The sequence below is a fragment of the Paraclostridium tenue genome (assembly GCF_039521565.1).
Classification (GTDB): Bacteria; Bacillota; Clostridia; order Peptostreptococcales; family Peptostreptococcaceae; genus Paraclostridium; species Paraclostridium tenue.
In genome coordinates this window covers 58,758-82,627 of record NZ_BAAACP010000012.1, presented here as the reverse complement: position 1 = coordinate 82,627, position 23,870 = coordinate 58,758, and the positions used below count along the sequence as shown (strand labels likewise).

Below are 23,870 nucleotides of genomic sequence, written 5' to 3'. Positions count from 1 at the left end.
TTTTCCTAAATTTTATTTTATAATTTATACCTCTAATTTTGAATATTGTCAATAGTTATTATATATAGATAAAGGCATTGTAAGTCTAAATTTACCTCTTGTTTCTATTCCACCAACACCTTTGATACCTGTTACGGTGTGACTTAAAATCTCTTCTAAAGGAACCACTTTATCTATCCTTGAACAAGCAATTTTTTCAACCACTAACAATGGATCTAAAGCATGTATCATTACACGACTTGGAGAACTCGCAAAATTTGCTCCTGCTTTAATTATCTCTTCATAGTTTGATTGACATGCTCCTGCAAATATAACTAAACTATCTAATGATGGATCATATTTTCTTGCTTCTCTAACAGTTTTTATAAAGTTAGAAGTATTTCTATAATTTTTTAAATCTTTAAGACTTCCTTTATTATTAACAATTGCATCATGACCCGTTATTACTAGTATGGATGGATTATGTTGTTCTAATAAAGCTCTAACTTCTTTATATTGTAAATTTTCAGGTATTGCCTTACCAATTGCTGGTATACCTAATTTTGTGTAAACATCTAAACAAATCTTTAAATACTCAGGATCTCCATCTATATGAAGTACCTTTCCCGGCATACCATATGAATTTTGTACCTGACTTTGAATTTGAGCTTGTTTTGGATAACTTTGAGCCTTTTGAGTAGCTCTACTTAATTTCTTATTTCTTTCTTTAGTTTTTTTTATACTCTTATATAAAATATTTTCAACATCCTTATCTATAAGAACATTTCTCATATCATAAGAATTTGTTTTTTCTAAATCATCAATATTAGAATCCGCAATTATTCTAAACGCAATACCTTTTAAAATAGCTATTTTTTGATTATTCTCATCTATTTCAAAGCCTATTATTTTAAAAACAATATCTTTATTGTAGGATTTTCTTACTACAGTGTCTCCTATCTTCATAACATAGATGTCCTCCTAACAAATATTAGTTTTCTTAATTTATATTATGAAAGTCGACAAAATATTGTTCCTCCCATATCTAATTTGTCCAATTTTTGTAACTCAAAATTAAAATTTACTATTGAAATTATTTTATGTAAATGTTATTATCTTTCTTAACAAATGCTTATTTATATAAGCAAATATTTATTTATGGTGATATTAATGACTGATAGAGAAAAAGAAATTTTAGAAATTTTAAGAGATGACCCTATGGTTTCTCAACAAACTTTAGCAGATATGCTTAACATAACTCGTTCATCTGTGGCAGTACATATAACGAACTTAATGAAAAAAGGCTATATTAAAGGAAAAGGTTACATTATAAGTAAAAGTAATTTTGTCACTGTTATAGGTGGATCCAATGTTGATATCCAAGGATCACCTAATGATGAACTTACTATGTTTGATTCAAATCCAGGCAAAGTTGATATTTCACTTGGAGGAGTAAGTAGAAATATATGTGAAAATATTTCTAAACTAGGTATAAATACGAAACTTATATCAGCCGTTGGAAATGATGTCTATGGAGATAGAATATTATCAGAATGCAAAAAATTAAATATAGATACTTCTGATTGTTATGTATCAGATTTATATCCAACTTCTATGTATTTATCAATACTTAACAATAACTATGATATGCAATTAGCTATATCTCATATGGATGTTATGGAAAAAATCGATATTGATTATATAGTATCTAAACATACTTCAATTAAAGACTCTTTAGCTATCGTGCTAGATACAAACTTATCATTTGAAGTTATAGATTATATAAGTAGAACATATAAAGATATCCCTATATTTATTGATACTGTTTCTACACAAAAAAGTCTTAAGGTAAAAGATATAGTAGGTAGATTTGCTACTATAAAGCCTAATAAGTTAGAAGCTGAAATACTATCAGGTATAAAAATAAATAACAATGATGATTTACACACATGTGCTAAATACTTTTTAGATAAAGGGGTTCAAAATGTATTTATAACTCTAGGACATGACGGTGTATTCTGTGCTAATAAAGATGAATCTTTACTACTGCCAGGGGTTTCAATAGATATAGTGAGCGCTACAGGCGCAGGAGATGCCTTTATAGCAGCATTAGTTTACAGTTATTTAAAAAATTACAATTTGACTGATACGGCTAAGTTTTCAACAGCTGCTTCAATACTTACATTACTACACAAAAATACTATCAACCCAAGTATGTCTGTTGATAGTGTTAAAAAAATATTAAAGGAGATGATCTAATGTTAGAAAAATACTTGCATATACACCCAGAAGTTAAGAGAGCTTTATCCGAAGGTCAACCAGTGGTTGCTTTAGAATCTACTATAATATCTCATGGTATGCCTTATCCTAAAAATATTGAAATGGCCAAAAATGTTAGTAAAATAATAAGAGAAAATGGTGCAATACCTGCTACTATAGCAATAATAGATGGTATTTTAAAAGTTGGTCTTACAACTGAAGAAATAGAGTTTCTAGGCACTAGCAAGGATGTTTTAAAAGCTAGTAGAAGAGATTTACCTTTCATTATATCAAAAAAACTAAATGGAGCTACTACAGTAGCTACTACAATGATATTAGCTAACTTAGCTGGAGTTAAAGTATTCGCTACAGGTGGTATAGGTGGAGTACATAGGGGTGCTCAAGAAACTTTTGATATATCTGCAGATTTACAAGAATTAGCTAATACAAACGTTGCTGTTGTTTGCGCTGGTGCTAAATCTATACTAGATATAGGTCTTACTCTAGAGTATTTAGAAACTAACGGAGTTCCAGTTGTAGGATTTGGCACAGAAGAGTTCCCTGCATTCTACACTAGACAAAGTGGATTTGGAGTTGATTATAAAGTAGATTCTTCTATGGAAGTTGCTAATGCTTTAAAAGCTAAGTGGGATTTAGATTTAAAAGGTGGTATGGTTATAGGAAATCCAATACCAAAAGAGTTCGAAATGGATTATGGTACTATAAATAATGCTATAGAGTCAGCCTTAAAAGAAGCTAATGAGAAAAATATAACAGGTAAAAAAGTTACTCCTTTTTTACTGGATAAAGTAAAAACTATTACTGCTGGTAAAAGTTTAGATGCTAATATAGAATTAGTTTACAACAATGCCAAAGTGGCTGCTCAAATAGCTAAAGATCTATCTAATTTAAAATAATAATATAAATAAAAAAGGAGCTTAAGCTCCTTTTTTTAATCTTCTTTTAGGTTAGGAATTACTTTTTTTACTTCTTCCACTTGATGCCACGTCTTATCGATGTCGTTATCTTTAACGTAATCCTTCAAAGAACTTAATGAATTAAATTCTTTCGTAGATAGATTATCATCTTCATCAATGAATTTTAGTAAAAACATGTTATCTCCTTATTTTCCACAACATTTTTTGTATTTTTTACCACTTCCACATGGACAAGGTTCATTTCTTCCTATTTTTTCGTCCTTAACTACAGTTTTAGTAGCTTTGAAAGCTTTTTGTAATTCTTTTCTCTTATCTTCTGATAATATGTTGTTCCACCCTTGTAAGTTATATAACCAGTGAGCTTCTACAGCTACCATATTGTAGTATAACTTTTCCCAATCTATTTCTAACTTAACTTCTGTATCTGCTTCTATAGTTTCTAATTTTTCTTCTGTTAAATCTTCTTTTAAACTTTCGCTTATTCCATCTATGAATCCCATCATATATTCTACTGATGTATTGTAAGCTGTAGCTAAATCACTAACTTTTCCTTCTATAACGTCTTTTTTAGTGTTTAATATTTCATTATATATTTCTGTTTCTTTCTTTAAATATTCTTCCCAAAACTTAACTTCTTCTTCTTGGCTATTATGATTTTCACTTAATGATCTCCATGTAGTGTATAAACTCATTTTTATTTCCTCCTATTCATGACTAAGTCATGGTTTAATTTATAAATAATTAACTCTTATATTATATCACAATTGAATAATTCTTTTAATACTTTTATAGCATAGTCTTGTTCTATGAAAAACGGGCTACTTGCAATAGTTATAACCTTAGCTCTATCTATATATTCTCTAATTTTATTGACTCTTAAATCAAAAGATATATACTCCATGTCTTTTGAAAAAATATCTAAATCTATATCTAAAACTATCTCACCTTCTACATCCATTTCTAATCCATAAGTGCTATCTATTATAACAGCCCCTGAGAAAATATTATGATATAATGCAGGCTTTATAAAATTCCCTACATTTAATACATAGTTTGTATATATAAAAACATCTTCTATATTTTCTATATCTACATCATAATTTTCTGGCTCTCTCATGTCCTTATGTTGATCTATATGAACTAACTTACACCCTTTATTGAATAAACCTTCTTTTAGACTTTTTATCCAAAAATAGAAAGAATGATTATGGTTATCAAAAATATATACAGTTTTGTCTTTATAATTAAATTTAACCATATTCTTTAGACCTATAGCATTTATTTCTTCTTCAAAATCTATTTCACTAAATACTACCTCATTTCCTACTTTTACATCACTTAAATCTCCTTGTATAAGCTTAGGAACATAAATTTTTTTATTCTTTCTCTCATCATATGAAAACACATTATTTCCCAGAGGTTTGTCTATATAAAACCCAGTATATTTATCCATTTTAAACCTCAAATAAATTCCATGGATATTTATTTGGAGGCTCACATATAAACTCCATTTTTTCTTTTGTAGTAGGATGAGTTATTTCTATTTTATAAGACCAAAGAGCTATTTGGTCTCCTTTTTTATTTATATCTTGACCATATCTTTGGTCTCCAAATAAAGGATGCTTTCTGCTTGAAAATTGCACCCTAATTTGATGAGGTCTCCCTGTTTTTAAATCAACTTGAACCATGCTAAATTTTTCATTCTTAGCTATTGTTTCATAACTTAATGCTGCATCCTTGGCATCTTTATGATTTTTATTTACTACGCTTACCATATTGGTTTTTTTGTTCTTGTAAAGATAATCTTTTAATGTATCACTATCTTTTCTCATATTTCCATTTAAAACAGCTCTATAAGTTTTCTTGAAACTTTTATTTCTAACTTGTTCAGATAATCTAGATGCAGCTTTAGAAGTTTTTGCAAAAACCATTATTCCGCCTACTGGTCTATCTAATCTATGAACAAGACCTATAAATACATTCCCTGGTTTATTGTACTTAACTTTTATATAGTCTTTTAATAAATTAACCATATCTTTATCATTAGTATCATCACCTTGAGATAGTACATTAACAGGTTTTTCTACAACTAATAAATGGTTATCTTCATATATGACTTTTATCATTATTTAGACTCCCATCTTCCAAATATTCCACAAGGAAGAACTTTTCCATCTTTAGATGTAGGTATTCCTATTTCTCCTCCATATATCTTTCCACCTTTTGCTTGCTTAGCAACTGTAGCATCTAATATATGTTCAAGTATTATTGGAGATAATCCTGTTGTATATGAATTTATTAAGAAAAATAATGGATTGTCTGATAATACCTTAGTGCATAATTCAACTAGTCCATATAATTTTTCTTCTATTTGCCATACTTCTCCTTTTGGTCCTCTTCCATAAGAAGGTGGGTCCATTATTATAGCATCATATTTATTTCCTCTTCTTATTTCTCTTTCAACAAATTTAACAACATCATCCACTATAAATCTTACTTTTCTATCTTGAAGACCTGATGTGTGTAAATTTTCTTTAGCCCAAGTTACCATACCTTTAGATGCATCAACATGACATACTTCCGCTCCTGCATATGCACATGCAACAGTAGCTCCTCCAGTATATGCGAATAAATTTAATACTTTTATAGGTCTTCCTGCATTTTTTATTTTATCCATCGCCCAATCCCAGTTTGCCGCTTGTTCTGGGAATAATCCTGTATGTTTAAATCCTGTTGGACTTATATTAAACTTTAAATTTTTATAACTTATTGTCCATCTTTCAGGATATTTCTTTTTATGTTCCCATTGACCTCCACCTCTACTACTTCTATGGTAGTGTCCATGAGGATTTTTCCATAATCCTTTTTCTTCAGATATTGGCCACATAACTTGTGGATCTGGTCTTCTTAATACAATCTTGCCCCAACGTTCTAATTTTTCTCCGTTACCCATATCTATAAGTTCATAATCTTTCCATTTATCAGCTAATAATAACATTGGTTTCCTCCTAAAATTTAATCTCAATTTATGTATTATACCATATTATTACTTGATATTTTGAGTATTTTAAATACTTTATATACTTATTATCAAATTTTAGCAATACTATTGTATAATAGTATTGTAATCAAAATTACTATAAATTTTAGGAGGGGTTTTTATGGCAAGTCAAAAAGTTATAGATGCATTAAACAATCAACTTCAAATGGAACTTTTCTCTGAGTACTTCTATATGTCAATGGAAGCTTACTTTATAGAAAATAATTTAGATGGTTTTGCAAATTTCTTTAATGTTCAAGTTAAAGAAGAAAGAGACCATGCCTACAAATTTTTCAATTACATAAGTAGAGCTGGGGGTAAAATTATTCTACAAGCTATTGAAAAACCTAAATCAGATTTTGAAAGTCCTTTAGATGTATTTGAAGCAGCTTTAGAGCATGAAAAACTTATAAGTAATTCAATTCATGAATTAGTTGATTTAGCAATTTCTGATAAAGATCACACTACTTCATCTTTCTTAAGATGGTTTATCGATGAACAATCAGAAGAAGAAGAGAACATGGAAAAGGTTGTTAGAAAGTTAAGATTATTAAAAAATGATCCTGCTGGTCTTTTAATGATTGACCAAGAACTAGCTCAAAGAGCTTATGTTCCACCAGTTCAAAATGCATAGTTAAATAAAAAAGCCATTTGTAATCTACAAACGGCTTTTTTATTTTATTTATTTATAAAATAACTTTCATTTCCTTTAAATACTTTATTAATATCTTTTTGAAGAATTACTTTTCCATTTGATATTAATTTTATATTGCTTAACTCCCAATCATCACTTATAGGTGTTCTATTTTCTTTTCTAACCCAATATTTTATTATATCATTTGTATTAACTTTTATATCATCTTTTACTTTTAATATATAATTATCTGTTTGATTTTTTTCAAAATCATTTCCTGCATTATCTAAGTTCCATTCATACTTATTTCCATCTTTAGTCTCAAATCCAAAGTATACATTATCATCAGTTCCTGCATATTCCTTATCTGCTGTTTTTAAAACTACATTAAACTCATTTGATAAGCTATTTGTTATTTGATCTTCTGAAACCTCATTTATAAATCTATATAAAAATCCTGCTGTACATACTTGAGAATTTTTTATTGCTTCTCTTCCTGAGTAATCCCAATCATCCCAATTATGTTTCATAGTTGAATGACTATAATATAAATCTTTTGCCTTTTTAGCATATTTTACAGAGTTTTGAGTCATCCATTGATCAAAATTTTTATTAGCTATTGCATCTTTATATACACCTTGAGTTGTATCATTTCCAGTTGTATTTAAGGCATAATTTTCTTTTCTATTTTCTACAAATGTTTCATACTTTACATGTCCAGGACTATCTACTGCAGTTACATTAGCTGCATGATATGGTGTATTTAAATCCCCTAAATAATGCATTCCTTGCCCTAGTAAAAATGTAGCTTCTTTATAATTTCCTTTTTTCCATTCATTTTGTGCTAAAGTAGCAAATTTTCTTACTTGTGTTTCAGCTGTATCATAAATAGGTGACGCTACATACCATTTATTATCTAATGTGAAGTTATTTCCTGTGTCTGGATCAAAGAAATGATCTTGATATAAATCATATGCATTAGGATCATAATCTGGGAAAGTTGACCCTAATTTCAAATCTTTTAGATATTTATTTAATATTTCTATGTTTTGTTTTACTGATTGTGGTTCATTTTGATTTAAATCATTGTTCAACATAGTTAATCCATGTTCTGCAATAAGTGCATGAGTACCAGTTCCATCTTTTTTACCATCCCAGGCATAAGATGTTCCCCCCATAAGTGTACATAACCCTAATACAAAAAATGCATTAATTGATTTTTTAAAAATCTTATTTTTCATCACTTTTCCTCCCTAATATATAGTATGAAAAGGTTTTACCACTTTATCTTTCCTATGATATTATCACTATTCTTATTAAAAACAATAATTTTGGACTAACATGTCTATATTATGGAGTAAAATTGAAAATTTACAAAAAAGCACCTCTAATGATTATAAAAATCACTTTTGAGGCACTTTTTAATTAAACAATCTTATTAATCAGCTATATTATAAACAGCTAATTTTTCTCTATTTATTTCTTTCTTTTTAACCTCTACTAAAGCCTTTAAAGTATCTAGTGATGTCATTACTTCTGTTGAGAACTCTGTAGCAGTTCTTCTTATTTTAAATCCATCTCTAGTTGAATCATTTCCTTTAGTAGGTGTATTTATAACTATATCAACTTGTTTGTTTCTTATAACATCTAGTATATTTGGTCTAGCTTCTTCTACTCTATTTACTACTTCTGCATCTATTCCATTTTCTCTTAAAGTTTTTGCCGTTCCTTCAGTTGCTACAAAGGTATATCCCAATTCATTCATGTCTTTAGCAATTTCTATAAACTCTCCTTTGTCGTAGTTGTTTATAGTAGCTAATACTACACCTCTCTTATTAGACATCTTCTTGCCAGCAGCTAAAAATCCTTTATATAAAGCTTCTTCTAGTGTTTCTCCAACTCCTAAAACTTCTCCTGTTGATTTCATTTCAGGACCTAGACTTACATCAACTCTAGCAAGTTTAGACATTGAGAATACTGGCACTTTTACAGATATTAATTTAGGTTCTTTATAAACTCCTGTTCCATATCCTAAATCTTTTAATTTAGCTCCTAACATACATTTTGTAGCTAAATCAACTATAGGCACCTTACTTACTTTACTTATATATGGAACTGTTCTACTTGCTCTAGGGTTAACTTCTATTATATATAGTTCTCCATGGAACTCTATAAATTGTATATTTACCATTCCTAATACATTTAATTCTAAAGCAATTTTTTTAGTATAATCTAATATTTTAGATTTAATTTCATCGCTTATATTTTGACTTGGATACATTGTTATACTGTCTCCAGAGTGAACTCCAGCTCTTTCTAAGTGCTCCATTATACCTGGTATTAATATATCTTCTCCATCACATATAGCGTCTACTTCTATTTCTCTACCAGTTAAGTACTTATCTATAAGCACAGGATTTTTGCTATCTCTTAAGAAAGCATCTGTTAAATATTGAGTTAACTTATTTTCATCATAAGTTATTTCCATACCTTGACCTCCAAGTACATAAGAAGGTCTAACAAGTACTGGGTATCCTAACTTCTTAGCTTCTTCGATACCTTCATTTACTGACCATATAGCTTTACCTTTAGGTCTATTGATATCTAACTTCTCTAATAATTCATCAAATTTTTCTCTATCTTCCGCTTCATCTATATCTTTACAACTTGTTCCTAATATTTTTATTTTCTTTTCATCTAGAAACTTAGCTAGTTTTATAGCTGTTTGCCCTCCAAATTGAAGTATAACTCCATCTGGATTTTCTTTTTCTATTATATTTAATACTTCTTCTTCTGTTAATGGCTCAAAATATAGCTTATCTGATGTGTCAAAATCTGTACTTACTGTTTCTGGGTTATTGTTTATTATTATAGTTTCTATTCCTTGTGCTCTTAATGACTTAACACAGTGAACTGAACAATAATCAAACTCTATTCCTTGCCCTATTCTTATAGGTCCAGAGCCAAGTACTATAACTTTCTTTTTATCACTTACTACTACTTCATCATATTCTTCATAAGTTGAGTAATAGTATGGAGATAATGCATCAAACTCCCCTCCACAAGTATCTACCATTTTATATGATGGAGTTATATTGTATAGAGTTCTTAATTCATAAACTTTTTCTGGGCTTATTTTCATTAAGTCAGCTATACCTTTATCTGAGAATCCTTTTTTCTTAAGTTCTAATAAGTAGTCTTTACTTAAATCTTCTATATGCATTCCTCTTAATTTTTCTTCTTGTTCTACTATCCATTTAAATTTATTTATAAACCACTTATCAACTCCAGTGATTTGTTCTATCATTTCTATTTTATAGCCTCTTCTTATCATTTCAGCTAGGTCAAACAGTCTTTCATCATCAGGAACAACTACTCTAGCTTTTAATTGTTCTATACTTCTGTTTTCAGAAGGCTTATGAACTAAAGAGTATTTTCCTATTTCTAAAGATCTTATACCTTTAAGGATAGCTGCCTCAAAGTTACTTCCTATACTCATTATTTCTCCTGTAGCCATCATCTTTGTGCCTAATTTTCTATTCGCTTGCTTAAACTTATCAAATGGCCATTTAGGTATTTTTACAACTACATAATCAAGTGTTGGCTCAAAACATGCGTAAGTTTTCTTTGTAACTGCATTTTGTATTTCATCTAGTGTATAGCCTAAAGCTATCTTTGCAGCAACCTTAGCTATTGGATATCCTGTAGCTTTTGATGCAAGAGCTGATGACCTACTAACTCTTGGGTTTATTTCTATTATTGCATATTCTAAGCTATGTGGATTTAAAGCTATCTGAACATTACATCCACCTTTAACTTCTATGGCATTTATTATATCTATAGATGCTTTTCTAAGCATTTGGTATTCTTTGTCACTTAAAGTTTGACTTGGTGCAACAACTATACTATCTCCAGTATGCACTCCAACAGGGTCTATGTTTTCCATATTACATACTGTTATACAGTTTCCGTTTCCATCTCTCATTACTTCATATTCTATTTCTTTCCAACCTTTTATACTCTTTTCTAGTAATACTTGACTAACTGGACTTAATTGTAATCCTTGAGAAAGTATTTCTGTTAATTCTTCTTTTGTTTCAGCTATACCTCCACCAGTTCCACCTAGTGTATATGCAGGTCTAACTACTACTGGATAACCTATTTTATTAGCAAAAGCTAATCCATCTTCTAGGTTAGTTACTATATCACTTACTACTACTGGTTGGTTTATTTCTTTCATAACTTCTCTAAATAAATCTCTATCTTCACCTTTTTTTATAGACTCTATAGAAGTTCCTAATACTTTTACATTGTATTTATCAAGTATACCTGCATCATAAAGTTCAACCGCTAAGTTAAGTCCTGTTTGACCTCCCATACCTGCTAATATGCTATCTGGTCTTTCTTTTTCTATTATTTTTTCTATGAATTCTATTGTTAATGGTTCTATATATATTTTGTCCGCTACCTCTTCATCCGTCATTATTGTAGCTGGATTACTATTTATTAAAATAACTTCTACTCCCTCTTCTTTTAAAGCTTGACACGCTTGTGTTCCAGAGTAATCAAACTCTGCTGCTTGCCCTATTATTATAGGTCCTGACCCTAATACTAACGTCTTTTTAATACTATCTATTTTAGGCATACTCTCAATCTCCTTATCCAATTAATTTAAACGATCTATTATATTAGTTCTAAGAACTTATCGAATATATAATCATTGTCTTTCGGCCCTGGACAAGCCTCTGGATGATACTGAACACTATATATCGGTAGTTCACTGTGTCTCATACCCTCTACTGTGTTATCGTTTAAGTTTACATGGGTTATGTTCATATTTGATGGCATTTGTGAAACATAGTACCCATGATTTTGAGATGTTATATAAACTTTTCCATCTTCCAAATCTTTAACTGGATGATTTCCACCTCTATGTCCAAACTTAAGCCTTGCTGTTTTTCCACCTAGTGTTAAGGCTAAAAGTTGATGTCCTAAACATATACCTGCTATAGGTTTTTTGCCTATTAATTGTCTTATGTTTTCTATAACATCTTCTAAATCTTCTGGATCTCCAGGTCCATTTGATAAGAATATTAAATCTGGATTTTCATTTAGTATTTCTTCAGCTGTTGTTGTTGCTGGTAAAACTACTAAATCACATCCTCTTGCTTTAAAAGATCTTAATATATTTTCTTTTACTCCAAAGTCCATAACTGCTACCTTTGGACCATTCCCCTTTATATATTCTTTTTCTTTTCTAGTTACAGTTTTTACTGCTTCTGTATTTGAAAATTTATCTATTTTTGAAACAACATTTTCTAATGTCGTATTATTTTCTAAAGTGATTATACCTTTCATAGTTCCGTTGTTTCTTAATATCTTAGTTAATGCTCTAGTATCTATACCTTCAAGTCCTATAACTTTATTTTGTTTTAAATATGTGTCTATATCCATCTCACATCTAAAATTATTTGGATTATCACTCTTTTCTCTTACTATAAATCCTTTTACATGAACTCTTCTTGACTCAACATCTTCTAGATTTATTCCATAATTTCCTATTAATGGGTAAGTCATTGTTACTATTTGACCATAGTATGATGGGTCTGTTAAAACTTCTCCATATCCCGTCATAGAAGTATTAAATACTACTTCTCCTACACTTTCATTTAAGTAACCAAAAGCTTTACCTTCAAGTATCGTTCCATCTTCTAATATTAATTTAGCTTTCATAACTTACTTCCCCCTTAGGCATTTTCAATTTCTTTTACTATATTTGTTGCTGCTTGAATTGGATTTTCAGCCTTAGTTATTGGTCTTCCAACTACTAAGTAATGAGCTCCTTTATTTATTGCTTCTTTTGGAGTAACAACTCTTTTTTGGTCTCCTTTATCGGCACTTTCAGGTCTTATTCCTGGACAAACTGTTACAAATTCACTTCCACAAGCTTCTACTATTTTATCAACCTCTTGTGCTGAACAAACTATTCCATCTATTCCTGCTTCTTTAGCTAATTTAGCTCTTTTTATTGCTAATTCCCCTGCAGTCATATTACAACCTATATCTTGTAAATCTTTATCACTTAATGAAGTTAATACTGTAACTCCTACTATTATTGGTTTTTCTATTCCTAATTTTTCAGCTTCTTCTTTCGCAGCTAATGCACATTGTCTCATTCCTTCCATATCTGAAACATGTATTGTCATTAACCAAACGTTATCTCTAACCGCTGCTCTTACTGCACTTTGCATCGTATTTGGTATATCGTGAAACTTAAGATCTAAAAATATTTTTTTACTCTTTTCTTTCAAATAATCTACTGTTTTACCCCTTGTTGCTACATATTGTTCTAATCCCACCTTAAATATATCTACACTATCCTCCAACTTATCTATTAATTCCTTAGCTTTATCAAAGTCGTTAGTATCAATTGCTACGATTAATTTGTCTTTTCCATTTATCATTTTACTCTCTCCTTTTTATATAAAGCCCCTAATATCAGAAAAATCCTTATACCTAGAGGTATAAGGATTCAATACTTCATAACTTTCTGTCATGACGATATCTTTCGCAGCCTCTCTGGACTAGTTTAAAAGACTTTATTTTATTTTTTATATATAAAAAACCTCTAACTAATCCAGTTAGAGGTTATATGTATGCAAATTAAATTTATTTATATAACCTTACTAGCCTCTCTGGACTACTTTCAAGGAAGTTTTTATTTTTAATTTATAAATAAGATTGCTTAGTATCCTCTCGGGATAATTTAAAGCCCTCTCTTGTGTATAATTATTACACTTATTTATATACATGTCAACTATTTTATATATTGTAATTGTCCTAGTATTTTAAGATACAATACTCTCTACTGTCTTTTTTAAAAGCAACAAAGATACATAACACTTACTTCCATCTTCCATAGTAATAATTCTTTGTTTTTTATTGATATTGCTTACTTTATTTTTATTTACAATATAAGACTTATGACATCTTATAAATCTGTCATCTAATTTTTTTTCTAATTCTTTTAGTGTCCCATTAAACTCTATGTAACTTTTAGTAGTATTAAGTCCTATAAATCTTTTTTTACAAGTTTCAAAGTAAAGAATGTCTTCATATTTAATCTTATCTACACAGTCCAATCTCTCAATGAAAAAATAGTCTTTATTTAAACTATCTTTTATTTTATTATTAGCACATATTATACATTCTCTTATTCTATGTTTTACTTCTTCGTAATCTTCTTTAATAATATAATCAATTGCACCTATGTGATACTTAAAAACAAGATGACTCATATCTTTATGAGATGTAATCATAATAATTATTGCATTTTTATCAATATTATTTATTTGCTTTGCTAATTCGATTCCATCTATGTCCTCACCTATGTTTATATCTAAAAAGTACACCCCTCTACCTTTGTTTTCTGATACATAATCTATAATTTTCTTAGATGAGTCACTAGATAATATTATATCACCTTGTATATTTTCAGTTTCTAAAACAGATACTATAGCTTTTTCAAGACTATACCTTTGATCGTCATTGTCCTCACATATAAATATTCTCACCCTAACTCCTCCTTATTTATATATGTCTAACTTTTGAATAAATTCCCCTTCTGCTTTTATAGTAAAATAAGCATTATTATAATTACTCAAAATTTCTTTTAAATTACTAAGTCCAATTCCTCGCCCTTCCCCTTTTGAGGAGTATCCATTTTTAAACAACTTAGATGTATTCTTTATATTACTTTTATATGTATTTAAAATTATTATTGAAGTTAAATCTTTTTCATCTATAATAGATAAAGTTATTAATGGATTTTCAGATTCTAAAGAAGCTTCTATACAATTATCTAATGCAATCCCTAAAATCCTGCATAAATCTAAACTATTAAAATTTATATATTCTATAACATTTGGAATATATACCTTAATATCTATTCCTTTTTCTTGAGCCTCTATTAATTTTGAAGCTATTACCCCTTTAACTTCTATGTATTTTATATTTCCAATTGATGCAAGACTTAGATTGTATAAATCCAAATTTTTTGTTGAACATTCTATATTTGAATAAAAAAATTTTTTCAATCCTTCCATATCATTTTCTTCTATATATCCACTCATAGATAAAATAATATTTTTATAATCGTGTCTAAATTTTTTTATTTCATTTGTCATATCTTCTAATTTTTTATTATATTCATGTATCTCTTTTAATCGGTTTTGATTATTCATTAACATAATTAAAGACATAGTTGATAAAAATGTTAAAAAATTTAAAAATGACAACATTAAGCTATGCTTAACTTCTAATCCAGTTATACATGATACATCTATTTGTCTAATAGTCTCAAAATATATGCATATAGAAAGTATACTTATTAATATAATTAAGATTTTAATTTTAGATTTATATAGCATTTCAAAATCTTCGAGTTTTTTCATAAACTTACAGTTTAAAAATTTTGAAACAATAATAATAATTAAATATGTAATTAAATAGTATAAAATTAAATATACTATTGAGCTTATTTTATATATGTTTTCACCTGTTAAAAATAAAACTATATAGTAACAAAAAATATTAACTGCTATGTATAATACTGTAGATATTAAGGGAATTATAACAGTCAATAAAGTTTTCTTTGTAAGCTTATAAACAAAAATAGCATTTATTATATTTAATCCATATAAAGGTGATATCTTCAAACATTTAGATACCATACATATACTTATATATAAAATTAAAAAGTATATAGCTAACTTAAGTCTGTTTCTTTTAAAATCATAAATATTTATAAAACTTAAGCAAATTCCAATGCTTGTTAAAAGTATATAAAAATGAAACATATCCCATATACCTTTCTAATTAATTTAACAATATTATAACACAAATTAGAATATTGTTAAATTTTTACATTTTGTGATAAATTTATGCAAAAAATTAAAAAGTAACTCTACATTATCGATAGAGCTACTTTTTAATTATACGACACTTATATAATATTCTTTTCTTAATTTATCTTTAAGGTTTAGCTTTATATATTCAAAATCTATATTATTGTATTTACATCCTATTTCAAAATGTTTTAAAGCAATACCCATATTTACTCGGTTTATATCCTCGTTAGAATCTTTTTTCATATATATATCAAGAGATTCATTATTTTGATAAAATCTCCATGGTTGCGAATTCTTGTATGATGGCGATAATCTTACACATTCTATTATATCTTCCCATTTTTCATCTATATTTTTAGCTATTTGTTTTAATGGTTTTCTATCTAACTTTTCTTCTTTTTTTCTAAACAAACTATCTTTTCCTTCTGGAAATCCGAAAGCTATAAGCATTGCTGGAATTTCATTTTCTTCTAAGATAACAAAATCTAAAATCAATTCCTTATTAAAACTATTTCCTATCCAGCATGTAGCTAATCCCATTTCAGTTAATGTTAACACTAATTTTTCTCCAGCAAATCCAACACTGTCAAAGTAATTTATTGGTTCTTCTTGGTTAGTTTCCTCTGGTAATTGAACTGTTAATAAAATATAGTGTGGTGCTACTATTCTATGACCTTTTTTTATTATAAACTTTAAACTATCACCTTTTAATATAGGATAAGCTTTGACTTTTATACTTTCATCTAAACTTTCTATATCATTGCATATATTCCTAACTTCTTCAAACATACTTATACTTAATTTATTCTTTGAGTATTTTTTAGTAGATTTTCTATAAAAAATAGCGTCATATAACTCCATCTATTGCCTCCTAACTACCAATATAATAAGTAATATTATATCAAAATTTAATACCTTATACTATCTTTCATTACCCTTTAAATGGTTACATTATTTACTTTATTTTGTTAAATTTTTTAAAAATGGGTATTTAAAAAAGTATATTACTAAATAGTACAAATAAATATTTTGAATTCTTTTTTCTATTACTCCAAAATACAATTTTATTTAATCACAAAAAGTATTTTGGAGTAATAGAAAAATGGTGCTATACTTAAATTGAATGAATATATTTTTACATTAATGTAAATTTTTGAGAGGATGTGACCTTTATGAATTTAGAAAGAAATCTAGAAAAATATGCTGAATTATCAGTTAAAGTTGGGGTAAATATACAACCCGGACAAACGTTATTAGTTAGATCTCCTATTGAATGTGCTCCTTTTGTAAGAAAAGTTGTTAAAAAAGCTTATGATTTAGGAGCTAAAGAAGTATTTGTAGAGTGGTCTGATGAAGAATGTACTCTTATAAAATATTTAAATGCTCCAGAAGAAACTTTCAATGAGTTCCCAACGTGGGTATCTGACCAATATGTTGATATAGCTAAAAATGGAGGAGCATTCTTAACAATATATGCTCAAGACCCAGATCTTTTAAAAGATGTTGACCCTCAAAGAGTAGCAAATTTCCAAAAAGCTTCTGCTGAAGCACTTAAAGAATGGAGATCTTATACTCTATCAGATAAATCAAAATGGAGTATAGTTTCTGTACCTACAGCAAACTGGTCTAAAAAAGTATTCCCTGGTGTTTCTGAAGAAGAAGCAATAGATAAAATGTGGGAAGCAATATTCCATTGTACAAGAGTTGACCAAGAAAATCCTATAGAAGCTTGGAATCAACACAATAAAAACTTAAAAGTTAGAATGAACTTTTTAAATGACAGTAAATTTAAAACTTTATATTTTAAATCAGGTAAAACAGATATAACTATGGAATTACCAGAAGGTCATATATGGGCAAGTGGTGCTTCTAAAGACCCTAATGGTGTAAACTTCAATCCAAATATACCAACTGAAGAAGTATTTACACTACCTCATAAATTTGGTGTTAATGGTGTTGTTGCAAGTACTAAACCACTTGTTTATGGTGGAAATGTTATAAATAACTTTACATTAACATTTAAAGATGGAAAAATAGTAGACTTTACTGCTGAACAAGGATATGAGACTTTATCTAAATTAATAGATACTGATGAAGGTTCTCACTACTTAGGTGAAGTAGCTTTAGTTCCATTTAAATCACCAATATCTGATACAAATATAGTATTTTACAATACTTTATATGATGAAAACGCATCTTGTCACTTTGCAATAGGTACAGCTTATAAAAGTTGTGTAGAAAATGGAGTAAATATACCACAAGATGAATTAGATAAACACGGTATAAACTTTAGTATAACTCACGTTGACTTTATGATAGGTTCTGCTGACATGAATATCATAGGTGAAAAAGCTAATGGTGAAAAAGTTCAAATATTCAAAGATGGAAACTGGGCATTCTAGTTTAATCTTTAGTAAATAAATAAATAAGCTATAGGTTTATGTAATTGCATAAATCTATAGCTTTTATCATTTTGATTATATAAATTTTAGTATTCTTTTTCCGTCCAATCAAGTTTTTCTACATATTCTAAAACAATGGCATCATTCATTTCAGGATGTATAGTCTCTTCATGAGCTATTGTTAAAACAGACATAGCTACTGCATATTTAACAGTATCTTTTAAGTTTATATTTTTCATATATCCGTATCCTAATCCTGCTACAAATGAATCTCCAGCACCTGTAACATTTACAACAGGAACATTATTAGCTTTTATAGTTCCTTCTTCAACTCCATTATTGTAGTATATACCATCTTCATCTAAACTTATAAATACATTTTCTATTCCTAAGTCGATAAAATACTTACCTGCTCTTCTTAAATCTTCTTCAGATTTTATTTCAAATCCACACATTATTTCAGCTTCATATCTGTTAGGCTTTATAGTATGGAAATATTTTATTAAGTGTTTTATATTTTTAGCTTTGCATGCAGATACTGGATCTAATACAAACTTAGTTTCATCTTTAAATGTTTTTAATATATATTCAAGTATATCTGGTTTATCCGAATCTAAAAACATATACTCAGAATTTCTTATTATATCAGCTTTAGAATCTATAAATTCTGTAGTAAACATATCTGTTATTTTCATATCAACAACTGCTGATTCTAATTCTCCTTCATGGTTTAAAACTGCCATATATGTAGGAGTACTTTCACCTTTAATTATCAATGAATCTTGCATGTCATAGTTCATAACTTTAGAATGTTCCATCATTCTTCTTCCTGTTTCATCATCACCTAATATAGATATGAACTTTGTATTTATTCCTACTCTTGCCATATTTTCTGCTATATTTCTGCAAACTCCACCAAAAGAAGTTTTAACTTTTCCTGGATTTGAATCATTACATCTATAATTATTATGCGTAAATCCGAAGATATCAAATACTGATACTCCAAAAACTAAAGCATACGGTTGTGTATTATTTGCCATTTTTGTTTTCGCCCTCCCATAAGAATCACTTTCATATTTTAACACAAAAATACATACCTTTTCTAGACAAAAAAGCACATATTTTGACGTTTTGCAATATTTTCTAGAAAATTTTAATTATTTTAAATTTTTGATATCGTTTTCTAATTTTTTTGATATATATTTTTAAAAATTTATTTATTGAATTGTATATACTATAATAAATTTAATTGTCTTAATTTTTTACTATTATTATTTTAATATTTAATAAAAAACATACTTTAAATTAAATCTATATTATTTAAATTGTTATAAAAATTCGAGTCTGATATAATAAATTTTTAATGAATAATCTATATTCTTAGGAGGAATATATAAATGCAAAAACTACTTAGCAAAACAAGACAAGCAATAAATGACTTTGACATGATACAAGATGGAGATAAAATCGCAATAGGTCTATCTGGCGGTAAAGATAGCTTGACACTTCTTCATATTTTAAATAATTATAAAAAATTTTCGCCTCAAAAGTTTGAACTTATAGCAATAACTTTAAATCCTGGTGGAGTTGATAATTCTCCATTACATGATTTATGTAAGAATTTAGAAGTTGAGTTTCATGAAATCCAAACAAATATAAAGGAAATAATATTTGACATAAGGAAAGAAAAAAATCCATGCTCACTATGTGCAAACTTAAGACGTGGTGCTTTAAACGATACAGCAAAAAAATTAGGATGTAATAAAGTTGCATTAGGTCATCATAAAGATGATGCTGTTGAGACTTTTTTAATGTCAATGTTTTATGAGGGCAGAGTTAGTTGTTTTTCTCCCAAAACATACCTTGATAGACAAGGTTTAACTGTGATAAGACCTATGGTATATATAGATGAGTATATGATAAAAAAAGTAACTAGAGATTTTAATTATCCAGTTATTGAAAATCCATGCCCTGCTGATGGTCATACTAATAGACAAAATATAAAAGAATTAATAAAAAAACTTAATGTTGATATACCTAATGTTAAAAGAAATTTATTTAAATCATTAAATAATTCAAATCAATTGTTTATATGGGATAAAAATAAGATAAAAAATATTTAATCATTTCACTCCATAAAAAAGCAATGTTAGTCCAATTTTCACTTTTTTTAAAATTTTTGTGATAATATTTATTCAAGTAATTCTAGTTAATTTGCGGAGATATTCTATGATTAAAAACTGTGTAATTTATACTAAATACAGATATATATTTATTAACGTTCTTGAAAATATCTTTTATATATCCTTACTAAGTAATACATATTTACACAGTTTTAATATCTCCTATACAAAAAACTAGTTATGTTGATTCTTAAGTTAAAATTTAACTTAAGAATTTTTTATTTATATTATGGTTTTTCGTGAAACAAATTTACTTTCATTATTTAAATATTTCCCAGGAAAATTTAAAATTAACAAAAGTTACTTATAAAAAAAGTAGCATAGTTATTAAACTATGCTACTTTTTTTATAGTTTCTTCTTCTTTAATTGGTTTATTTTTTCTGTTTTTTTCTATCTTCTCTATTACTCTATCTATCAATAATCCATTTAAAACTATAACAAGCAGGGAGTATACACCTTTTTCTAATCCAAAAGTAAATCCACCTACAATAGCTACAAATAAATCTACTATTAAAAGTGATATTCCTATGTTAAATGTTGTATATTTGTTTAATATTTTAGCTAGTATATCAGTTCCTCCTGTTGATGCATTAATAGCAAACACCATAGCTAAACCTATTGCTGTTACTAATGTCCCAAATATAACAGCAGCTAATAAATTTGTTGTTAAAGCTGTTGATTTTAATATTTTATCCATAAACTCTATCACTATTGATAACATAAAACTTGCATATATAGTTTTTAATCCAAAATCTCCACCTATTACTATAAATGATATTGCAAATAATATTAAGTTACCTAAAAATATTATAGTACCTATAGATAGTTTCGGTATATAGTAGTTTATTATAAGTGCTAAACCACTTAACCCTCCCCCAGCTATATTATTTGGTGCAAAGAAATACTGTATTCCAATAGCTACTAAAATTACACCTATAGTTACAATAGCATACTCTTTTAATCCCTTAATAAAATTAAATTTATTCATATTATAATGTCCTTCCTTTATTGTTAATGTTGCTTTTGCAAATCAATTAATAGCATATCAAATTTTTTATATTTTTAATAGTATAAGGATGAATATTTTATATACTTTTTTTGTTAATTTAGCTTTTATTTTATGATTGTGTTTCTTAATTGTCATTTATGTTTCTTTTTACAATTATTTGATTTTCGATTATTATTTACAACTATTAAATTTAAAACTTAAAATTATATTAGTATAGTAATTAAATTGAGGAGGATAATAAATGATTTCAGATAAAAGTGTAAAAAATAAAGCTTTGTCTAATTTTCTTAACAAAAATCTAAATGATTTAAAATCCAAAGGCCTATATAATAAAATCGACTCTCTTCAAAGTTCAAACGGACCTATCATAACAATAAATGAAAAAAAATTGATAAACTTATCTTCAAATAATTACCTTGGTTTAGCTACAGATGAAAGATTAATAAATTCAAGTATAGATGCTACAAAAAAATACGGTGCCGGTGCCGGTGCCGTAAGAACAATAAATGGAACATTAGAAATACATGATATTTTAGAAGAAACTATAGCCAAATTTAAAGGTACTGAAGCTGTAATAGCTTTTCAATCTGGATTTAACTGCAATATGGGTGCTATCCAAGGTGTAATGGATAAAAATGATGCAATATTATCAGATGAATTAAATCACGCTTCTATAATAGATGGTTGTAAACTATCTGGTTCTAAAGTAATAAGATTTAAACATTCAGATATGAATGACTTAAAAGCTAAAGCTAAAGAAGCTAGAGAAAGTGGACTTTATAATAAAATTATGGTTATAACTGATGGTGTTTTCTCAATGGATGGAGATATTGCTAAACTTCCTGAAATAGTTGCAATAGCTGAAGAATTTGATTTAATTACTTATGTCGATGATGCTCATGGCTCAGGAGTAACTGGAAAAGGAGCTGGAACTTGTAAACACTTTGGTTTGTCAGATAAAGTGGATTTTCAAATAGGGACTTTATCTAAAGCTATAGGTGTTGTTGGTGGATATGTTGCAGGTTCTAAGGATCTAATAGATTGGTTAAAAGTTAGAGGAAGACCTTTCTTATTTTCTACATCTTTAACTCCAGGTGCTGCTGCTGCTTGTACTGAAGCAATACATATACTAATGAATGATGATACTTTAGTTAATAAGGTGTGGGAAAATGGAAATTACCTTAAAGCCGGTTTAAAATCTTTAGGATTTAATATAGGAAATAGTGAAACACCTATAACTCCTTGTATCATAGGTGATGAAACTAAAACTCAGCTATTTAGTAAAAGGTTATTAGAAGAAGGAGTATATGCTAAATCTATAGTATTTCCTACTGTTCCAAAAGGAACCGGAAGAGTTAGAAATATGCCAACAGCCGCTCATACGAAGGAAATGTTAGATAAAGCTTTATCTATATATGAAAAGGTAGGTAAAGAATTAGAAGTTATAAAATAAATATTTTAATTATATTTTATAGGGGTGAATTAAATGAAAAAAATTCTTATAACAGGTGCTTTAGGTCAAATAGGTTCAGAGTTAACTGCTAAGCTTAGAAAGGAATATGGAAAAGATAATGTTTTAGCTACTGATATACGCATATTAGAAGATAGTGAGGTCTCAAACAATGGCTTATTCGAAACTCTAGATGTTATGGATATAGAAGCTATGGGGAAAATGGCCAAAAAACATAATGCAGATACTATAATACATCTAGCTTCTTTACTTTCTGCTGTTGGGGAGCAAAAGCCTCAATCTGCATGGAAATTAAATATGGGTGGCTTAGTAAATGCTTTAGAAGTATCTAAAGAAACTAAAGCTACTTTATTTGCACCTAGTTCTATAGCAGCTTTTGGTCCTAACTCTCCAAAAGATTTAACACCTCAAGATACTGTTCAAAGACCTAATACTATGTATGGAGTAACTAAAGTAGCTGGTGAATTATTAGCTGATTATTATTTTAATAAATTTGGAGTAGACACAAGAAGTGTACGATTCCCTGGTCTTATTTCTTATGTAACACCTCCTGGTGGTGGTACTACTGATTATGCTGTTGATATATATTATGAAGCATTAAAAAATAAAAAATATAACTCTTTTATAGCAGAAGGAACTAAAATGGATATGATGTATATGCCTGATGCCCTTCAAGCTGTTGTAGATTTACTTGAAGCTGATAGTTCTAAATTAATTCATAGAAATGCATTTAACATAACTGCTATGAACTTCTCTCCAGAGGAGGTAGCTGCTGAAATAAAAAAACATATACCTGAATTTGAATTTGGATACAATGTAGATCCAGTACGTCAGTCTATAGCTGAATCTTGGCCAAATTCTATTGATGCATCTTGTGCTATAAATGAATGGGGATTTAAATTTGATTATGATTTAAGTAAAATGACTACTGATATGATAGAAAAATTAGGAGAAAAGGGTATAGGTAAAGAAAACTTACAACATGCTTAATTAACAAAAAAGACTATCTTAATAATTACTTCTAACATAAGTATATTAAGATAGT

21 protein-coding genes are annotated in these 23,870 nt (G+C 28.1%); 7 read left to right on the top strand and 14 right to left on the bottom strand.

The features are described from left to right. Positions 1 to 48: 48 nt before the first annotated feature. Entirely contained in the window at positions 49 to 945 is an 897-nt protein-coding gene (yabG, locus tag ABFX13_RS10485) for a sporulation peptidase YabG (protein WP_346045694.1), read from the bottom strand. A gap of 204 nt (positions 946 to 1,149) precedes the next feature. Here yabG and ABFX13_RS10480 point away from each other — a divergent pair, with 204 nt between their 5' ends. Continuing rightward, a complete protein-coding gene (locus ABFX13_RS10480; protein WP_346045691.1) occupies positions 1,150 to 2,238 on the top strand; it encodes a PfkB family carbohydrate kinase in 1,089 nt (362 codons plus the stop codon). Continuing rightward, entirely contained in the window at positions 2,238 to 3,155 is a 918-nt protein-coding gene (locus ABFX13_RS10475; RefSeq protein WP_346045689.1) for a pseudouridine-5'-phosphate glycosidase, read from the top strand. Before ABFX13_RS10480 ends, ABFX13_RS10475 begins: the two co-directional genes overlap by 1 nt. Positions 3,156 to 3,361: 206 nt before the next feature. Here ABFX13_RS10475 and ABFX13_RS10470 read toward each other — a convergent pair whose 3' ends face one another. Genes ABFX13_RS10470 through ABFX13_RS10455 form a run of 4 tightly spaced genes read right to left on the bottom strand, consistent with a single transcriptional unit; the run spans position 3,362 to position 6,174 of the window. Next, the gene (locus ABFX13_RS10470; RefSeq protein ID WP_346045686.1) at positions 3,362 to 3,868 is read right to left on the bottom strand and encodes an SEC-C metal-binding domain-containing protein; all 507 of its coding nucleotides are present in this window, start codon (positions 3,866 to 3,868) and stop codon (positions 3,362 to 3,364) included. A 56-nt stretch (positions 3,869 to 3,924) separates the two neighbouring features. After that, complete coding sequence (locus ABFX13_RS10465; protein ID WP_346045684.1) at positions 3,925 to 4,629, bottom strand: peptide arginase family protein; 705 nt, start codon at positions 4,627 to 4,629, stop codon at positions 3,925 to 3,927. A 1-nt stretch (position 4,630) separates the two neighbouring features. Then, positions 4,631 to 5,302, bottom strand: a complete 672-nt coding sequence (locus tag ABFX13_RS10460) for an RluA family pseudouridine synthase (protein WP_346045682.1) — start codon at positions 5,300 to 5,302, stop codon at positions 4,631 to 4,633. Next, positions 5,302 to 6,174: a class I SAM-dependent methyltransferase gene (locus tag ABFX13_RS10455; RefSeq protein ID WP_346045680.1), complete on the bottom strand. Its 873-nt coding sequence runs from the start codon at positions 6,172 to 6,174 to the stop codon at positions 5,302 to 5,304. The genes ABFX13_RS10460 and ABFX13_RS10455 overlap by 1 nt, the downstream gene beginning before the upstream one ends. A 163-nt stretch (positions 6,175 to 6,337) precedes the next feature. Between ABFX13_RS10455 and ABFX13_RS10450 the strand changes: the two genes are divergently transcribed. Continuing rightward, on the top strand, positions 6,338 to 6,850 hold the full coding sequence (locus tag ABFX13_RS10450) for a ferritin (RefSeq protein ID WP_147547562.1): 513 nt from the start codon (positions 6,338 to 6,340) through the stop codon (positions 6,848 to 6,850). 44 nt (positions 6,851 to 6,894) lie between these two features. Here the strand turns inward: ABFX13_RS10450 and ABFX13_RS10445 are convergent, their stop codons facing one another. The 7 genes from ABFX13_RS10445 to ABFX13_RS10415 all read right to left on the bottom strand — a co-directional run bounded on the left by ABFX13_RS10445 (position 6,895) and on the right by ABFX13_RS10415 (position 16,620). Continuing rightward, positions 6,895 to 8,091, bottom strand: a complete 1,197-nt coding sequence (locus tag ABFX13_RS10445) for a phospholipase C (RefSeq protein ID WP_346045678.1) — start codon at positions 8,089 to 8,091, stop codon at positions 6,895 to 6,897. Positions 8,092 to 8,288: 197 nt separating this feature from the next. Next, positions 8,289 to 11,495 (bottom strand): carbamoyl-phosphate synthase large subunit, encoded by a 3,207-nt coding sequence (carB, locus tag ABFX13_RS10440; RefSeq protein ID WP_346045675.1) that lies wholly within the window; start codon positions 11,493 to 11,495, stop codon positions 8,289 to 8,291. 38 nt (positions 11,496 to 11,533) lie between these two features. After that, complete coding sequence (gene carA, locus ABFX13_RS10435; protein WP_346045672.1) at positions 11,534 to 12,583, bottom strand: glutamine-hydrolyzing carbamoyl-phosphate synthase small subunit; 1,050 nt, start codon at positions 12,581 to 12,583, stop codon at positions 11,534 to 11,536. A 14-nt stretch (positions 12,584 to 12,597) separates the two neighbouring features. After that, positions 12,598 to 13,314, bottom strand: coding sequence for an orotidine-5'-phosphate decarboxylase (gene pyrF, locus ABFX13_RS10430; RefSeq protein WP_346045670.1), 717 nt, complete (start codon positions 13,312 to 13,314; stop codon positions 12,598 to 12,600). Positions 13,315 to 13,698: 384 nt separating this feature from the next. After that, the gene (locus ABFX13_RS10425; RefSeq protein ID WP_346045668.1) at positions 13,699 to 14,424 is read right to left on the bottom strand and encodes a LytR/AlgR family response regulator transcription factor; all 726 of its coding nucleotides are present in this window, start codon (positions 14,422 to 14,424) and stop codon (positions 13,699 to 13,701) included. 12 nt (positions 14,425 to 14,436) lie between these two features. After that, on the bottom strand, positions 14,437 to 15,303 hold the full coding sequence (locus ABFX13_RS10420) for a sensor histidine kinase (RefSeq protein ID WP_346045667.1): 867 nt from the start codon (positions 15,301 to 15,303) through the stop codon (positions 14,437 to 14,439). Positions 15,304 to 15,843: 540 nt separating this feature from the next. Further along, complete coding sequence (locus tag ABFX13_RS10415) at positions 15,844 to 16,620, bottom strand: nitroreductase family protein (RefSeq protein ID WP_346045665.1); 777 nt, start codon at positions 16,618 to 16,620, stop codon at positions 15,844 to 15,846. A gap of 311 nt (positions 16,621 to 16,931) precedes the next feature. Here ABFX13_RS10415 and ABFX13_RS10410 point away from each other — a divergent pair, with 311 nt between their 5' ends. Next, positions 16,932 to 18,161, top strand: coding sequence for an aminopeptidase (locus tag ABFX13_RS10410; RefSeq protein WP_346045663.1), 1,230 nt, complete (start codon positions 16,932 to 16,934; stop codon positions 18,159 to 18,161). Between the two features lie 86 nt (positions 18,162 to 18,247). Here ABFX13_RS10410 and ABFX13_RS10405 read toward each other — a convergent pair whose 3' ends face one another. Further along, on the bottom strand, positions 18,248 to 19,201 hold the full coding sequence (locus ABFX13_RS10405) for a carbohydrate kinase family protein (RefSeq protein WP_346045661.1): 954 nt from the start codon (positions 19,199 to 19,201) through the stop codon (positions 18,248 to 18,250). 357 nt (positions 19,202 to 19,558) lie between these two features. On the opposite strand from ABFX13_RS10405, the gene ABFX13_RS10400 reads away from it, so the two are divergent. Next, positions 19,559 to 20,284, top strand: a complete 726-nt coding sequence (locus ABFX13_RS10400; RefSeq protein WP_346045659.1) for a tRNA 2-thiocytidine biosynthesis TtcA family protein — start codon at positions 19,559 to 19,561, stop codon at positions 20,282 to 20,284. 392 nt (positions 20,285 to 20,676) lie between these two features. On the opposite strand, the gene ABFX13_RS10395 is transcribed toward ABFX13_RS10400, so the two are convergent. Beyond that, positions 20,677 to 21,333: a YitT family protein gene (locus ABFX13_RS10395; RefSeq protein WP_346045657.1), complete on the bottom strand. Its 657-nt coding sequence runs from the start codon at positions 21,331 to 21,333 to the stop codon at positions 20,677 to 20,679. A gap of 262 nt (positions 21,334 to 21,595) precedes the next feature. Between ABFX13_RS10395 and ABFX13_RS10390 the strand changes: the two genes are divergently transcribed. Together ABFX13_RS10390 and ABFX13_RS10385 are read left to right on the top strand one after the other, a co-directional pair. Next, a complete protein-coding gene (locus ABFX13_RS10390) occupies positions 21,596 to 22,807 on the top strand; it encodes a glycine C-acetyltransferase (RefSeq protein WP_346045655.1) in 1,212 nt (403 codons plus the stop codon). 33 nt (positions 22,808 to 22,840) lie between these two features. Then, the gene (locus ABFX13_RS10385; protein ID WP_346045653.1) at positions 22,841 to 23,815 is read left to right on the top strand and encodes an L-threonine 3-dehydrogenase; all 975 of its coding nucleotides are present in this window, start codon (positions 22,841 to 22,843) and stop codon (positions 23,813 to 23,815) included. Positions 23,816 to 23,870: the final 55 nt, after the last annotated feature.